The organism is Thiosulfatihalobacter marinus, from assembly GCF_016019955.1.
Taxonomy (GTDB): domain Bacteria; phylum Pseudomonadota; class Alphaproteobacteria; order Rhodobacterales; family Rhodobacteraceae; genus Shimia; species Shimia marinus_A.
The window spans coordinates 13,813-29,817 of record NZ_JAECRZ010000023.1 but is presented as its reverse complement, the minus strand read 5'-3'; the positions used below and the strand labels follow the sequence as shown (position 1 = coordinate 29,817).

Below are 16,005 nucleotides of genomic sequence, written 5' to 3'. Positions count from 1 at the left end.
GCGCCCGCCTCGTGCTCAGCCAGGATGCCGATGATCTGTTCGTCCGTGAATCTTGTTCGCTTCATTGTCCGTCCTCAAGTTAGGTCGGACTCTAATCAACGGTGGAGGAAAAATCCCGTGGCAGGTCACCGGGCAAACAAAACGCGCTGTGACATTGCTTCAGCTTTGCGGAAATGCACAAACTCTATATCGTTGGGCCAGCAAAATTTCGGATCATGTATTCATGACGCAATTCCTGGCCAAACCTCTGCGGCTTTTTCTGGTCGTGCTTGTCGCAGGCATGGCACAGCCTGTTTCGGCCGCCGATACCAATGTCGTGAATGCTCATGTTGGCGTGACAACGGATATTGACCCCGAGAACAGCGTCGGCTTTCGCAAAGGGTCGCTGATCGTGGCGCCGATTCCCTTTTCCAACCCCCTGATCGGCAGCGGGCTGGCCCTGGGCGCCGGCTACCTTTTTACCGCCACCGAAGGCGCGGGCACGTCCTTGATTGGTGCTGGCGCCATGCGTTCGGAAAACGGCAGCGAGGCAACCGGTGCGACGTTGAAGCTTTCGCTGGGCGGCGGCGCATGGGATGTCGCCGCAACCGTGGCGGATGCCTCGCTGAATTACGATCTTCTTGCCGGCCCCTTCACCATCCCGATTCGTCAGACCGGCACGTTCGCGCGCCTTCAGTTTGGCCACCAGATCGCGCCGAACCTGTCGCTTGGACTCGTCACCAAGTACCTGCAAACCGATATTTCGTCCGGCAATCCGGCGTTCGGCTCCCTCGGGTCCAATTTTACCCTGAACGGCGGCCTGGAAATGGCAAGCCTGGGCCTGACCGCCGAATATGATACACGCGACAGCGACATTTACCCAACCCGCGGGACACATGCCACCGCCACGGTCCTGCGCAACCAGGTCGAAACCGGAACCGTCACCGATTATACCAAAGCCACCGCCCTGCTTAGCCAGTTTCACTCGATTGGAGAGCGCAGCGTGCTTGGGTTGCGCCTCGCCGGGTGCAGCACGGAACGCAGCGCGCCGTTCTTCGATCTCTGCTCTATCGGCGGGACCGATTCCATGCGCGGTTTCAACCCCACGCAATACCTTGATGCAAACCTCTTGTCTGTTCAGGCCGAACTGCGCCACATGTTCACCAACCGGATCGGGATGGTCGCATTCGCCGGCGCCGGCTCGGTTGGAACCGGCTTTGACTCCCTTACCAGGGGTGGCGCCGCGGGTGGGCTCGGACTGCGTATCAGAGTATCCAGGAAGGTGCCCGTGAGTTTCGCCATCGATATGTCATACAACGATCAGGGCGAATCCCTGCTCTATATCTCGGTCGGTGAACGGTTCTAGCCCTGCTCGGCCTGGCACGCCTTCAGCTTGCCAAGTGCGGCCATGCTGCCGGACAGGTCGATTATTTCCTCAGCACCATTCTTGCCCTGAATGGCGACGCTGTGGCGGCGGCCGAACTCCGATGCGAATTCCGGGTTGTTGAAAAACGCGTACCCACCGGGAACCCCGTTTTCGTTCACCCCGACAGCCTCTCCCTGAAACCGGCTGTCGCCAAAATCGAAGATCACGCTGCCGCGTTCCCCGGCTACAATCTGCGTCCACGCCGGATTATGTGCTGACAAAAATGCGCCCCCGTCCTTGGGCACATAGCCGATCCGCACCATCGTGCCGCTCTCGTACTGACGCTGCATGAAACACCCATCGCCCGCGCCTGGATCAACACGGATCAACCAATCCCCCGATACACCCCAGTCGCTGGCCACTTGGGTTAGCGCCGGGCCCGCCATGACGAACACGGACAATGCAAACCGCAAAACCACCCTTTGAAAGCGCCAATAGCCCATAACTCCCAATATGGCGCGCAACGCCCGGCCGCCAAAACGATTTTTCGCCCGCCGTGTGGTCTTTGCGGTCTTGCGGTTTGCCTGTAGCATCGCGCCACGTCGGCTGACGCAAAGGACCACCCGAATGCCCAAGGCCCTACTTTCGCTTGCCAAATGGCTGACGCTTGCCCTTGTCCTGCTCACGCTTCTTGTCTGGCTCATGCTTGCCTCTCCCCTGTTGCGCAGCTGGCGCATCGCCCTGGTCGAAGACCTGCTCAGCGCCCAGCTTGGACATCCGTTTGTCATACAGGGCGATGTGCGGCTGGAACCGGGGCTCTCTACACTCATTCATGTCAGTCAGGCGCTTATTCCAAGCTCCAACCTCCCCGATACAACCCTGATCAGACTATCCTTGCTGGAGCTGACTTTGGATATCCCCGCCCTGATTGCCGGGCGCGTGGCGCTGGATAACCTTGTGGTGGATGGATTGCAGGTCAATATGATCACTGCCGGGGACGGCACAACAAGCTGGATCAAATGGGCCGATCGGGCGTTTCAACAGGAACGCCGCGCCGCCGCGGAAACACCCCGTCGGGACACCGCGTCGCCACAAACACCCGATGCGGGATCAAACAGGGGATCTATCCTGAGCTTCCTGTCGAACAAGACGGTTTCGTTCACCAATATCGGGCTTGTTTTCGACAACAAGGCCAATGGCTTCATCTTTGATTTCGATTTGGAGTCTGCCCGGCTCGTACAGATGCAAGGCGGTCGGCTGGTCTCGTTTACCGGCAACGGAACTGTCAATGACCAGCCGTTCAGTCTCGATGGGAAATACCCGCGCGGGGCACCCTTCACCCACAAGGTTACATTCGCCGACATTGTTCTTACTTATGACGGCACGGCGCTGGCCGATGGTCCCGGATACACCGCACGTCTTGACCTGGACACGGGAGAAGTGGGCGACCTGTTCGATATCCTGCGCCTGAAGCGCAGCTTTGGCGGCAGCGGCACGCTGACGGCCCAGGTCACAAGCCGGCCTGGACAACTGGCCGTTTCCGGCCTCGATTCCAGCTTTGAGCTGGACAAGGGCCGCCGGATCTCTGCCACCGGCGATGTGGACAATCTGCTGACAGTGGATGGGGTCGATATGCGCCTCAATGCCCGGCTTCACCCTTCGAATGCCCCCCCACCCAATGCGGCTCGGTTCAAGGACATCAAGCTCACCGGGATAGACGCCCATGTCATCAGCCAAGGCCGCGGTGTGCGATTTCAAGAGCTATTGTTCCTTACCAACGCTTTCGAACAGGATCTAACCGAGATCGGGCCGGTCACGATCGGCCAGATCTACCGCACGCCGCAGCAAACACTTGGGCTGAAAGATCTTCGCATCAACATCGGCCCGCGCGACGCACCTTTCATCACCGCCAAAGGCGATGTCGGCGATGCCCTGGGTTTCTCGGATATTGCCATTTCCGGCCGGTTCGATGGCAAGGCGTCCGCTGTCCTCACCGCGCTGCCCCCGGAAAACGCAGATCAATTCGGGCGTGTCACCGCCGAATTTGAACTTTCCGACGCATCGGGCCAGTTGGGCGTGACGCGGCTCAGCGCCCGCAGCCAAGACACCGATCTCTGGTCGCTGGACACGCAAATGACCGTCGAGAAACTGACCGAACTGGGCGGTATCGCGATCAAACTCGCCCTCCGGGTTGCCGACAGCGCCCAGGTTCTGGCCGCCCTTCAGGCCGAACCGATCGAAGCAGGCGCGCTGGGTATTGACCTCGATTTCGCCAGCCAGGATCAAACGGCGTCAATCGATCTTGGATTTCAGGCCGCTGGCAGCGATGTGACAACCAACCTGTCATTCGACCTGTCGCGGGAAATCAATCTCGTGCGCGGCACGATACTCAGCGAAAAGATGCGCCTTGTGGACATTCGCGAGGGCACCAAAGCCGCGATCAGCCTGTCCAGGGCACATCGCGCCGACCGCAAAGCCAACACCGCAACCCCCGAACAGGATACCAGGCCGCCGCTTCAGCCACTGGTGATCGAAGACAGGAAAAAGGGGCTTCTCAGCCCCTACCGCATTCTCACCGAAACCGATCTGGAAATCGCGCTCGACATCCGGCAGTTCATCGGCGACGCCGGAATATCATCCATGACCAGCAAACTGATTGCCGATCTGGGAAAGGTGCAGGCCGGGCCGATGGAATTGCGCTATGGCAGGGGGTTTTTCAAGGTTCTTGCCCAGATGGATGTCGTCAATGATCCCGATAACATCAGCATCAGAGGCGGCACCAGCGGCTGGGATTTTGGCAGGATCCTCGAGTCGATTGGCCTTGGCATCCAGGCCAATGGCATCCTGCGCGCCGATTTCAACGTGATCGGCAAGGTCGGTCCGGTCAGGACCTTCGCCAATTCGATGGTCGGATCGGCGGCGCTTGGCATGGGCAACGGAATGATCGCCACCAGCCTGCTGGAACTGGCCGGGCTGGGCGTCTTCCCATGGCTGTTTTCCCAAGAGCGCCGGCGCGGCGAAACCGAGATTGTCTGCGTACGCGCGCCGGTGAGGATCAACGCAGGGCGTGTCACCTTCGATCAGGTCGTGGCCGAAACCCGCTCTGTCCAGCTTGTCGCGCGTGGCGAGGTGGACTGGCGGCGCGACAGCATCGCGCTCCGGGCCGAACCGCGCCGCGTTGGCAGGCCCCTGTCGCGCAGCGCCTGGCCCTTTGATGTTACCGGCAAGCTGTCCGATCCCCAGTTCAAGCTTCAGGTCGGCGGCTCTCGCAGCCGCCGCGCCGATGGCGCCTCGGACATGCCCGGAACCCGGACACCCTGTGTGCCCGACATCTTTCAGCTGGAATAAGTCCGCCCCATCCGGTGCCTGCTGCGCCACCGCCGGAACAATCTCTGCGCGGGGCAGACGCTACTGGCGCACCGCCCCGCTTTCAACAGGATCAGCGGCGTCGCTGCCTTCCTCTTCCACCACTTCGGCCTCCGCGTCCACGACTTCGGCCTCCGGCACCTGGTCCTCGTCGTCTTCCGGCGCCTCATCATCCAACGCGCCCACGATCAGCGGCAGCATTTCAACACCTGTACCGCTGCGCGTCCCGGTTTCCGGCGGCGCGACCCAGCTCAGCGTGTCAAAGCTGTGACAGTTTTCGCAGGTCGGTACCCAGGCCGCGTGAATATTGTGGCAGTTGTCGCACACCCATTGCGGGCCGCGCGGCGCGGTCAGGGCCTTGGCAAGGAACCCTTTGACCACCGCGTCGCTGGCGCCCTCGCCGCGCTCGATTGCCGCCATGATGGTCAGAGACCGCTGTGTCGGATCCGATTCGAAAAGATCGCCCAGCGCCCGGCGCGCTTCGGGGAAATCCTCGGCGGCGATGTTCAGCTCGGCCATCAGCATCTTCGTTTCCGAATGATCCGGGCTGCCCTTGATCAACCCCTTGAACCGCTTGATCCGCGCTTCCGGGGTCTCCTCGGGCACGATCGCGGCAAAGGCGGCGGCCAGATCGGGATGCGGCTGTACATCCCAGGCTTTTTTCAACAGCCGGGCCGCATTGCGCGGCTTGCCCTGGTCGATATACCCGCGCGCCGCCATCACCGCTGCCGGGATCAGGTCCGGCGACAGCCGGTTCGCCTCGATCGCCCGCTCACGCGCCTCGATCGAACTGCTCTCGTCCAGAATATCCTCGGCCTCGCCCAGCGCCAGAACGGCGTCGCGCCGCCGGTACACATCGCGCGGCAACGCCCCGTGGCGCAGCTTGGCGCTCAACGTCCCGCGCGCGCCCGCCCAGTCCTTGGTCTCGGTCTGGAGGCGCAACAGCATATCCTGCACCTCTTCGTGGCGGGGCTTGAGCGCAAAGGCGGTTTCCGCCAGCTTCAGCGCCACCTCCGTCTTGCCCTCGGCCAGCTTCTGCTTCATCAGCCCGCGCACCCCTACAAACCGGGTGCTCTCGTCCTTGAGAAGGGTCTTGTACACCTCTTCGGCCTTGCGCGCATCACCGCTCATCTCGGCGGCCTGCGCGGTGATCAGGTTGGTCAGTTCCGGTTTTTTCAGATAGCGCTCCGCGCGCCGCGCCTTGTCCATCGCCAGCCGCCCCTCGCCCGAGGCCAGCGCCATCAGCCCCTCGGCCAGTGCCCGATACCCTTTCTGCTCGCGGTTGCGGTCAAAATAGCGGCTGATCGCGGTTTCATCCCCGTTCAGGAATTTCAGCACCGCCACCAACAACCCCAACAGCTTGATCGCCAGCCACACCGCCAGGACCAGCGCAATCAGCGCCAGCGCCGCCTGGAACGGCCCCAGCGAGTATTCCACCCCGCTGACCGTGATCATGACCCCACCGTCGCTTTCCAGCAGGTAGACAGAGCCATAGGTCAGACCGGCAACCGCGGCCACGAAAACAAGTATCTTAATCAACGACCAGAGCATGAAATGACCTTCAGTTCGTGTTCAGGCTTTGCGCCAGTTCTTCGGCGGCCTGCATCGCGGCAAGTCGCGTATCGGCCAGCATTCGCCAGTCCGACATGACAGATTTCGGCCCCTCGGCCAATGTATCCAGTTCGGCCAGCCCATCGGCCAGCCTGCCTGCGCGCAGCGCCGCCTCGACCCGGCTCAGAATGGCATCCGTGTCGCCACCCGCTTTCGGCTCGACCGACCGCGCGCCCAACTGGGTCTTCAGGAAACTGCCCAGCTTGCTGCCCTCCTGCGAATCCACCTTTTCGTCGCGCGCCAGCGCCAGCGCCGCGCGGGCATAGCCGGGATAGGCGTCCAGCAGCGCCGGCAGCGTAGCCACGCCGCCATCGGCGTTTTCTTCCAACACGCCGGGCACCGGTTTCCCGGTGGCCGAGCCGTAATCCACGATCGCGCCCCGATAGGGTGCGCCATTGTCCAGCGCCGCCACGATCCGCGTCACCGCCGAGCGCGCCAGCGCGGCCTGCGCCGAAATCTGCGCCGTATCGCGCAAATCCGCCGCTTCGGCCTTTTGTGCCGCAACAAGATCCTTCAGATCCTCAACTTCCCGCTCATAGGCGGCAATCGCCGCCGCCGACAGGCCCTCGTTCAGGGGGCGCTTCTCGATATCGGTCAGGCGCGATTCAAACGCCGCCACGCGGTTGTCCAGCGCCTCGATTCGCTGTGCCTGCGCGGCCAGCCCGTCCGCCAGCGGCCCGATCTCCGCCAGCCCTTCCTGTGCGCGACTGGCCGTCTGCGCGATCTCCGACTGCTTGGATTGCAGACTGGCCGCAAGCGCGGTCTGCTCTGCGATCTGCTGGCGCAACGTGGCCAGTGCCGCCTCGGTTTCCGCCCCACGGCCCATCTGGCCGCCCAGGTAAAAGGCCGCGCCGAAACCGATCGCGCCGGAAATCACCCCGCCAAACACCAGGGGCAGTACGCCATTCTTGCGCGGTGCGTCACCAGTCCGGGCAACCGGCTCAGGCTCAGGCTCAGGCTCAGGCTCAGAAATCTCCTCTGCCACCTCACCGCCCGACTCAACGGACTGAGCATCCGATTCAGCCTCTGAATCGCTCTCCTGCGCATCAGAGTCGCTCTCGGGCTCGTTCATCTCCACCGGCGCACTCACGCCGTCATCGCCGCCAAAGTCCTTGTGGTCGCTGTCCTCTACAATCACAGCGTCGTGGATTTCGTCAACTTTCGGCGCTTCCACCGCACTCTGCTCTTCTGCCGGTTTGTCGGTCTTGTCAGATCTACCCACCTGTCACCCTTTCGAATCCGGTCTGAAACAATACTGTTGAGAACAGCTTAGGCGAGCTTCCCCCGGTCCTCAATGCGGCACGCTGCGTCGAACAGTCCCCGCGTCGCTTCTATCATGGCATCCGCCTCGGGCCGTGCCGCCACGATCCGCGCCCGGCAATCCAGATTGGCCACCTCCGCCGCCACCGCCGGGCTGATCGCGGCCACCAGAACCGCCGCCGCAAACGGGGCCTGCGACACAAGCTGCCGGGCCGTGCGCGGCGAGAAAAGGGGAATAATCACCGGATCGTGTCCCGAAAGCAGGTGTTTTGCCGCCGCATTCAGCGCACAGGCGCGCTGGCGATAGACCACGGCCTCCTGCACCGTGATACCGGAACTGTTCAGCCGGGCGGCCAGATCACCGCGCGCGTGCTCGCCCCGCAGATGCCATAACGGCCCTTCTGGCGCGTCGGCCAAAACCCGCCGGTACAGCGCCTCCGCGTCCCCACCCGCCGAAACCGCGCGCCACCCCCGGTCCGTTGCCGCCCGCGCGGTGGCATCCCCCACACACCATGCCGGCAGGTCGCGCCCCGGAACCGCCGCAACCCCGTTCTGCGAGGTGAATATCACGCCCGCGGCACCCGCCATGTCCGGCGCCACCAGCGTTTCAATCTGCAACAGCGGCGATATAACGACAGGCCCCTGCACACCGGCATCCGCCAGTTGTCGGGCAAACCCCTCGGCCGCGCCGGAAGGACGTGTCAACAATATAGAGGGGGCTGATGCCATCATCGGTGCGCCGGGATTGTTTGAACCGCTCTGTGGTGTTACCTGCCAAGGGGCAAACGCGCAACGAATAGGATCAGAACCGGGCACATGACGGGCAGCCTTACCATCCTCGGGCTTGAAAGCAGCTGCGACGATACCGCCGCCGCGATTGTGCGCCAACACGGCGCCGCGCGCCCCCGGATCCTGTCATCGGTGGTGTATGGCCAAACCGATCTGCACGCCCCGTTCGGCGGCGTCGTGCCGGAAATCGCCGCCCGCGCCCATGCGGAAAAGATCGACCTTTGTGTCGAAGAAGCGCTGGCGCGGGCCGGGATGTCCCTTGTCGAAATGGACGCCATCGCCGTAACCGCCGGTCCCGGGCTGATTGGCGGCGTCCTGTCGGGTGTGATGTGCGCCAAGGGGCTGGCCACCGCGCTGGACCTGCCGCTGGTCGGGGTCAATCACCTTGCCGGTCACGCGCTGACGCCGCGCCTGACCGATCAGGTTGCCTTTCCCTACCTGATGTTGCTGGTGTCGGGCGGGCATTGCCAGTTCCTGATCGCGCATGGCCCCGAAACCTTTACCCGGCTGGGCGGCACGATCGACGATGCGCCGGGCGAGGCGTTTGACAAGACCGCCCGCCTGCTGGGCCTGCCCCAGCCCGGCGGACCGTCGGTTCAGGCCGAGGCGGCAAATGGCGATTGCACACGCTTCCGTTTTCCACGCCCGCTTCTGGACCGTCCCGGATGCGACATGTCGTTTTCCGGTCTGAAAACCGCCCTTCTGCGCGCCCGCGATGCCATCCTTGCCGACAAGGGCGGGCTGACGGTGCAGGATCGCGCCGATCTGTGCGCGTCCTTCCAGGCGGCCGTGGTGGATGTTCTGGCCGAAAAAACCCGGCGTGCCCTGGCCATGTACCTGGAGCATGCCCCGGACCAGCCGGTGTTGGCCGTGGCCGGTGGTGTCGCGGCCAATTCGGCGATTCGGGCAAGGTTAGAGACTGTTTGCGCCGAATCCGGCACAAGATTCACCGCTCCCCCACTGCACCTGTGCACCGACAACGCCGCGATGATCGCCTATGCCGGGCTGGAACGCGTCCGCGGCGGCGCGCGCGATGATATGACCCTCTCTGCCCGCCCGCGCTGGCCGCTCGATAAAACCGCGCCAGCGTTGCTGGGCAGCGGCAGGAAAGGAGCCAAGGCATGAGCATTTCCGTCCTTGGTGGCGGTGCTTTCGGCACCGCGCTGGCGATTTCCATGGCGCGCGGCGGTGCCGACATCACGCTTTGGGCGCGCGATGTCACCGCCCTGAAATCCTCTGGTCAAAGCCCCCGGTTGCCGGGAGTGACATTGCCGGATTCAGTCTCTGTTACACCGCAACTCGAAGACGCTGCCTCTGCCGACACCCTGCTTCTGGCGGTCCCGATGCAAAGCCTCGCGCCGCTGCTGTCGTCGATCGGCGCGCCGTTGTCGGGCACGGCGCTGGTGGCCTGCTGCAAGGGGATCGATCTGACATCGCTCACCGGCCCGGCCGAAGTTCTGCAACGCCTCAAGCCGCAGGCAGTTGCGGCTATCCTTACCGGTCCCAGCTTTGCCGCCGACATCGCGCGTGGCCTGCCCACGGCACTGACGCTCGCCTGCGCTGACGACACCGCCGGCAGGGCGCTGCAACATCGGCTGTCTACCCCCACGCTGCGGCTTTATCGCAGCACCGATGTGGTCGGCGCGGAACTGGGCGGCGCGCTGAAAAACGTCATCGCCATCGCCTGCGGGGCCTGTATCGGCCAGGGCATGGGCGACAGCGCGCGCGCCGCGCTCATGACGCGTGGCTTTGCCGAAATGACCCGCCTTGCCATCCATCTTGGCGCCCGCCCCGAAACGCTCGCGGGCCTTTCGGGCATGGGCGATCTGGCGCTCACCTGCATGTCGGACCAATCGCGCAACTACCGCTTTGGCCTGTCACTGGGACGCCGGGAATCCTTTGACCCGGCGATCACCGTCGAGGGCGCCAAAACCGCCGAGGCCGTCACCCGCCTGTGCGACCGGATCGGCATCGACATGCCCATCTGCGAAATGGTCCATCACCTTTCAACCGGCGCGGTCCGCGTGACCGACGCCATCACCACCCTTTTGTCCCGCCCCCTGAAAGAGGAATAACCCATGCGTATCGCCCTTATCGCCAAGGACAAACCCGGCGCGCTCGACATCCGCAAGGCCAACCGCGACGCCCATGTCGCCTATCTCAAGTCCAGCGGCGACACGGTCGAAATGGCCGGCCCTTTCCTGGATAACGACGGCAACATGTGCGGCTCGCTGATCATCCTGAATGTCGCCGACATGGCCGAAGCCAGGGCCTGGGCCGCCAATGATCCCTACAAGGCCGCCAACCTGTTTGCCTCTGTCGAACTGACCGCCTGGAACAAGGTTCTGGGCTGATGCGCTACTGGCTCTTCAAATCCGAACCGTCAACCTGGGGCTGGCAGGACCAGATCGCCAGGGGCGACGCGGGCGAGGAATGGGACGGCGTGCGCAATTACCAGGCCCGCAATTTCATGCGCGATATGTCGGTCGGCGACCGGGGCTTCTTCTATCACAGCCAAAAGGAAAAGGCGGTGGTCGGCATCGTTGAAATCATTGCCGAATCCCACCCCGACAGCACCACCACAGACACCCGCTGGGATTGCGTGGATATCAAGGCCGTGCAATCGCTCGCCACCCCCGTGACTCTCGACATGATCAAGGCCGATCCGCGCCTGTCCGAAATGGTGCTGGTGAAAAACTCGCGCCTTTCCGTTCAGCCGGTCAGCGCCGATGAATGGGCCGCGATCTGCACCATGGGCGGTGTGCAAGGTTAGAAATTCGGGCATACTCTGTTCACAGCACTGCGAAACAGGGGACTCACATGGAATTTCTGATTGTCGTCGCGGCCGCCCTGGCCTCGTATATCTTCGGCGCCATCTGGTACATGGCCCTGGCCCAGCCCTGGATGCAGGCCGCCGGGGTCAAGGCCGACGAAAACGGGCGCCCGGTCAATACCGCTGGCGCCATGCCCTACATCATAGCGTTCCTGTGCGCGCTTCTTGTCGCGGGAATGATGCGCCATGTCTTTGCCCTGTCAGGGATCGATACGGTTGGTGGCGGTTTGATCGGGGGTCTTGGGATTGGCCTTTTTCTTGCCGCTCCTTGGCTTGTCACAAATTACGCCTTTGCCGGACGCAGCCGAATATTGATGCTGATTGATGGGGGCTACACCGTGATCGGCTGTACCCTGATGGGCCTGGTGCTGACGCTTTTGTAAGCCGTGAACCCCCAAGACAAAGACGGGGGTGCCATTGGAATACCGGCACCCCCGTACCCCACGTGCTCCCTACTCACCACACGTGAAACCTGTTTCAGGGTCCGGCCATCCTGGCCCGATGCAATCACCATATCCAGGCTTTGCGATTCCGGCAAATCTCAAGTGTTTACAATGTGATTAAACCGCGCCTGAACCCGCCAAAAAGCAAAACGCCCGACACATCGCCGGGCGCTTTCGTCCTGGATACCGGTCCGGCTCAGCCGTAAACCGCTTCCTTGCCGAAATGCTTGGTCAGCATGTAATAGACAACCGCGCGATACTTGTTGCGCTCGGATCTGCCGTAGGTCTCGATCACCGCGTTGATCGCCTCCATAAGCTCCGGCCCGTCGCTCAGCCCCAGTTTCTTGATCAGAAAATTGGTCCTGACGGTTTCCAGCTCGCCTTCCTGCGTGGCGGCCACTGTGGATGCATCATCGTTATAGATCGCCGGACCGCAGCCAATCGTCACCTTGGTCAGCAGGTCCATGTCCGGGTCCATCCCGCATTTGTTTTTCAGATCATCCGCATATTTGGCGATCAGATCGTCGCGTTTGCCCATAAGTAGTCTCCCTTGCAACATTTGTCGCCCGTGCCAAAGCCTGATCTGGCCGGGCTCTCGGGCAGGTTAGACAACTCCTGGCGCTTCACAAAGGGAAAACACGGCCCAGGTTCCCCGCCGCGTCGATATTCCACGGGTTATTCCGGGACAGCCGACATTGCGTCTTTTCTGAAATGCGAAAGGCCAGCAATGAAATCGCTGGCCTTCCGGTTTTTTCAACGTGATCGCTCCGGGATCAATACCGGTAATGTTCCGGCTTGAACGGTCCGTCCACCGACACGCCGATGTAATCCGCCTGCTCCTGCTGCAACCGGGTCAGCTTGGCGCCGATCTTGTCCAGATGCAGCCGCGCCACCTTTTCATCCAGATGCTTGGGCAGGATATAAACTTCGTTCTTGTACTGATCACCCTTGGTGAAAAGCTCGATCTGCGCCAGCACCTGGTTGGTAAAGCTGGCCGACATCACAAAGGACGGATGCCCGGTGGCATTGCCCAGATTCAGCAACCGCCCCTCGGACAACAGGATCATGCGGTTGCCCGAAGGCATTTCGATCATGTCCACCTGTTCCTTGATGTTGGTCCATTTGTGGTTCTTCAGGTTTGCCACCTGAATTTCATTGTCGAAATGGCCGATATTGCCGACAATCGCCATATCCTTCATCTCGCGCATATGCTCGATGCGGATCACGTCCTTGTTGCCGGTGGTGGTGATGAAGATGTCCGCCGTTGCAACCTCGTTCTCCAGGGTCGTCACCTCGAACCCGTCCATCGCCGCCTGAAGCGCGCAGATCGGGTCAACCTCGGTCACTTTCACCCGCGCACCCGCGCCACGCAGGCTGGCGGCCGAGCCCTTGCCCACGTCGCCATAGCCGCAGACCACGGCGACCTTGCCGGCCATCATCGTATCCGTGGCGCGGCGGATACCGTCCACAAGGCTCTCTTTACAGCCGTATTTGTTGTCGAATTTCGACTTGGTGACAGAATCGTTCACATTGATCGCCGGAAATGGCAAATGGCCCTTTTCCATCATCTGGTACAGGCGATGTACACCGGTGGTGGTTTCCTCGGTGACGCCCTGGATCATGTGGCGCTGTTTCACGAACCAGCCCGGGCTTGCCGCCAGGCGCTTCTTGATCTGCGCGAACAACGCAACCTCTTCTTCCGACTGCGGGTTCTCGATAATGTCGGTCTCGCCTTCCTCGACCCGCGCACCCAGAAGGATATACAGCGTGGCATCGCCGCCATCGTCCAGGATCATGTTGCAACCGCCCTCCTCGAACATGAAGATGCGGTCGGCATAGTCCCAGTATTCCTCCAGCGTTTCGCCCTTGATCGCAAACACCGGCACGCCCGATGCCGCGATTGCCGCCGCCGCGTGGTCCTGCGTGGAAAAGATGTTGCACGACGCCCAGCGCACATCCGCGCCCAACGCGGTCAATGTCTCGATCAGAACCGCCGTCTGAACCGTCATATGCAGCGATCCGGCGATGCGCGCGCCCTTGAGCGGCTTGCTGTCGCCATACTCTTCCCGCAGCGCCATCAGGCCGGGCATTTCGGTTTCGGCGATGTCCAGTTCCTTGCGGCCGAACTCTGCCAGATTGATGTCTTTTACGATGTAATCGGTCGCCATCGCGCCCAGCTCCTCACGCATTGATTTTGCAGCCCAGATAGCACCGGCGGAACATGACTACAATGGCACTGACCCGCCGTCAGGCATTCGCGACACCTCCTGATGTGAGACAACGCGGGCCACCCGCACGCCGCGCGGCTCTGTGCGTCGGTGTCCGCTCACCTCACCTGTCGCGCGTCACCGCTTGCGCCCCGGCGCCGCCCTCTGCATAGTGCGCCCGACCAGCCCAGGCAGACCGGCAGCCGATGACCATACCCTCCCCCACATACCGCAAGGCTCTTGTCTATTGCGTGGACGAAAACCTCCTGCCTTTCGCGCTTTTCTCGGCCGAACAGGCCGCGCTGGGCGCCCCGCAGCGCGATTTTGACATTCTGATTTGCAGCCTGACCCCCTTGTCAATACCGGCACATTTCACGGCGCTGGGTATCCGGGGCGAGGTCATTGATCTGGCGGCCAGGCTGGAGCGGGAATCCCTGCCGCAAAATGCCCTGCCCCTGATCTGCTATCTTCGCCTGTGGCTGCCGGAACTGCTTGGCGATCGCTATGACAGGCTGCTTTATCTGGACGCCGATACATATCCGCAAACCGATCGCCTCTCTGATCTCTTCGCGGTGGATATGGGCCATGGCGCCATCGCCGGCGTGCGCGACGTTCAGCAATGGCGCAAGCTGTTCCTGCCGATCCATGATTTCCACCATCACCGGATCAGGGGCTACAAATATCTCAATTCAGGGGTCTTGCTGTTTGACTGCCCGCAATACCAAAGCCGCGATTGTCTGGCCCGGTTGCTGAAACAGAACGCGACCGGCATGAAAACAACCCAGCACGACCAGTCCCTGATCAATCTGGCGCTCAAGGACGAACTGGCCGAACTGCACCCGACATGGAATTGGCAATGGTCACGCCGCTTTGCGCTTTTTACGCAGATGAGCCATCCGCGGATTCTGCATTTCTGTGGCCCGCACAAGCCATGGCAGCCCTCTGCCCCAAACGAGAATTACCGCCGCGACCTGGCGCTTGAGTATCAACGGTTCTTTCGGGCACATTTTCCGGATCGGGATCATCCGGCACCGCTGCCGCAAGGGGAATATATCAGGTCTCCGGCGCAGGCCCGCAGCCTGCTGTTTCATCACCTGCGCCATATCGGGGCCTACAAACGCCTGACCGAACGTTTTCCCAGCGAATTTCACGTGCTCGACAAGGCCACCGAATGACCGTCACCGCCCACAGAAAGGCGCTGGTCTTTTGCGTGGACCGGGCTGAACACCCCTTTGCCCTGTTCGCCGCCCACGGCGCGGCCAGGTCTTCGCCCGATCGCGATTTCGACATCCTGATCTGTTCGCTCGACCCGCTGGACATCCCCCCGGCCCTGGCACAATTGGGCATCCGCAACGCGGTTCTGCCCCTCAAACCGGCGCTGGAACAGGCCAACCTCCCTGTGAAATGGCTGCCGCTGATCGCCTATCTGCGCCTCTGGCTGCCGGATCACTTCGCGGATCGCTATGACCGGCTGCTTTACGCTGACGCCGATACCGGCATCACCACCCCGCTCCTGTCCCGCTTTCTGGAAACCGATCTTGGCCCGCACCCTTTGGGCGCCGTGGTGGACAAGGCGCAATGGATACGCCCAAACACGCCCATTCACGATTTTGCCGATCGCGGCATCGACAGCACCCGGTTTTTCAATTCCGGCGTCCTGCTGATTGATACCGCCCGCTGGCGTGCGCGCGACATGCTGGCCCGGATGCTGGCCGCAAAGGACGCAAATCCGAATTTTCACTTTCACGATCAATCGCTGCTGAACATCGCGTTGCGCGGCTCCTTTGCCGAGCTTAGCCCCTATTGGAACTGGCAATGGCCGCAGCGGTTTGCGCGGTTTACCCGGCAAAAGGCCCCCGGCATTGTTCACTTCACCAGCCGACCGAAACCATGGCACGCCCATGAAACCCCCACCACCTATGCGCCCGAGGTGATTGCCGCCTACCAGGAGTTTCTCGAGGCCCACGACCTGCCCGGAAAGTTCACGGTTGCAAGACCGGGCGGCCTGCGCCCCGGACCGGCGCGCCAGATTGCGGTTTTCGCCGATCACTATGTCAGCCTGCCCATGCTGAACCGCCTGTTCGCGCGCTTTCCCGATCCGCTGCGCGCCATCATCTAACCGTTGCTCCCGCATCGCCGTTTCGGCTAACC

At 62.2% G+C, this 16,005-nt stretch carries 15 protein-coding genes; 9 read left to right on the top strand and 6 right to left on the bottom strand.

The annotated features are described in order from the left end of the window. Positions 1-223: 223 nt before the first annotated feature. Entirely contained in the window at positions 224-1,345 is a 1,122-nt protein-coding gene (locus tag I3253_RS19275) for a BamA/TamA family outer membrane protein (protein ID WP_197919449.1), read from the top strand. On the opposite strand, the gene I3253_RS19270 is transcribed toward I3253_RS19275, so the two are convergent. After that, the gene (locus I3253_RS19270; RefSeq protein ID WP_197922789.1) at positions 1,342-1,848 is read right to left on the bottom strand and encodes a hypothetical protein; all 507 of its coding nucleotides are present in this window, start codon (positions 1,846-1,848) and stop codon (positions 1,342-1,344) included. The two genes, I3253_RS19275 and I3253_RS19270, sit on opposite strands and share 4 nt — an antisense overlap. 124 nt (positions 1,849-1,972) lie before the next feature. Between I3253_RS19270 and I3253_RS19265 the strand changes: the two genes are divergently transcribed. Next, positions 1,973-4,693 (top strand): AsmA family protein, encoded by a 2,721-nt coding sequence (locus I3253_RS19265; protein ID WP_197919447.1) that lies wholly within the window; start codon positions 1,973-1,975, stop codon positions 4,691-4,693. Positions 4,694-4,753: 60 nt separating this feature from the next. Here the strand turns inward: I3253_RS19265 and I3253_RS19260 are convergent, their stop codons facing one another. The 3 genes from I3253_RS19260 to I3253_RS19250 are packed head-to-tail and all read right to left on the bottom strand — an operon-like array spanning position 4,754 to position 8,290. Then, a complete protein-coding gene (locus I3253_RS19260) occupies positions 4,754-6,262 on the bottom strand; it encodes a heme biosynthesis protein HemY (protein WP_197919446.1) in 1,509 nt (502 codons plus the stop codon). A 10-nt stretch (positions 6,263-6,272) separates the two neighbouring features. Continuing rightward, positions 6,273-7,544, bottom strand: coding sequence for a COG4223 family protein (locus tag I3253_RS19255; RefSeq protein ID WP_197919445.1), 1,272 nt, complete (start codon positions 7,542-7,544; stop codon positions 6,273-6,275). 47 nt (positions 7,545-7,591) lie between these two features. Continuing rightward, positions 7,592-8,290 (bottom strand): uroporphyrinogen-III synthase, encoded by a 699-nt coding sequence (locus I3253_RS19250; RefSeq protein ID WP_197919444.1) that lies wholly within the window; start codon positions 8,288-8,290, stop codon positions 7,592-7,594. 108 nt (positions 8,291-8,398) lie between these two features. On the opposite strand from I3253_RS19250, the gene tsaD reads away from it, so the two are divergent. From tsaD to I3253_RS19225, 5 genes are read left to right on the top strand one after another with little or no spacing between them, the layout of a single operon-like run. Continuing rightward, positions 8,399-9,496 carry a tRNA (adenosine(37)-N6)-threonylcarbamoyltransferase complex transferase subunit TsaD gene (tsaD, locus tag I3253_RS19245; RefSeq protein ID WP_197919443.1) on the top strand — a complete coding sequence of 366 codons (1,098 nt, stop codon included), beginning with the start codon at positions 8,399-8,401 and terminating at the stop codon, positions 9,494-9,496. Continuing rightward, complete coding sequence (locus tag I3253_RS19240; RefSeq protein ID WP_197919442.1) at positions 9,493-10,446, top strand: NAD(P)H-dependent glycerol-3-phosphate dehydrogenase; 954 nt, start codon at positions 9,493-9,495, stop codon at positions 10,444-10,446. The genes tsaD and I3253_RS19240 overlap by 4 nt, the downstream gene beginning before the upstream one ends. Before the next feature lie 3 nt (positions 10,447-10,449). Continuing rightward, on the top strand, positions 10,450-10,725 hold the full coding sequence (locus I3253_RS19235) for a YciI family protein (RefSeq protein ID WP_197919441.1): 276 nt from the start codon (positions 10,450-10,452) through the stop codon (positions 10,723-10,725). Next, the gene (locus I3253_RS19230; protein ID WP_197919440.1) at positions 10,725-11,144 is read left to right on the top strand and encodes an EVE domain-containing protein; all 420 of its coding nucleotides are present in this window, start codon (positions 10,725-10,727) and stop codon (positions 11,142-11,144) included. The genes I3253_RS19235 and I3253_RS19230 overlap by 1 nt, the downstream gene beginning before the upstream one ends. 47 nt (positions 11,145-11,191) lie before the next feature. Beyond that, the gene (locus tag I3253_RS19225) at positions 11,192-11,587 is read left to right on the top strand and encodes a DUF1761 domain-containing protein (RefSeq protein ID WP_197919439.1); all 396 of its coding nucleotides are present in this window, start codon (positions 11,192-11,194) and stop codon (positions 11,585-11,587) included. 256 nt (positions 11,588-11,843) lie between these two features. Here I3253_RS19225 and I3253_RS19220 read toward each other — a convergent pair whose 3' ends face one another. After that, positions 11,844-12,185, bottom strand: coding sequence for a DUF2853 family protein (locus I3253_RS19220; RefSeq protein WP_197919438.1), 342 nt, complete (start codon positions 12,183-12,185; stop codon positions 11,844-11,846). 235 nt (positions 12,186-12,420) lie between these two features. Next, positions 12,421-13,815, bottom strand: a complete 1,395-nt coding sequence (gene ahcY, locus I3253_RS19215) for an adenosylhomocysteinase (protein ID WP_197919437.1) — start codon at positions 13,813-13,815, stop codon at positions 12,421-12,423. Between the two features lie 245 nt (positions 13,816-14,060). Here ahcY and I3253_RS19210 point away from each other — a divergent pair, with 245 nt between their 5' ends. Both I3253_RS19210 and I3253_RS19205 read left to right on the top strand, forming a co-directional pair. Further along, the gene (locus I3253_RS19210) at positions 14,061-15,029 is read left to right on the top strand and encodes a glycosyltransferase family 8 protein (protein WP_197919436.1); all 969 of its coding nucleotides are present in this window, start codon (positions 14,061-14,063) and stop codon (positions 15,027-15,029) included. Beyond that, positions 15,026-15,973 carry a glycosyltransferase family 8 protein gene (locus I3253_RS19205; protein ID WP_197919435.1) on the top strand — a complete coding sequence of 316 codons (948 nt, stop codon included), beginning with the start codon at positions 15,026-15,028 and terminating at the stop codon, positions 15,971-15,973. The genes I3253_RS19210 and I3253_RS19205 overlap by 4 nt, the downstream gene beginning before the upstream one ends. Positions 15,974-16,005: the final 32 nt, after the last annotated feature.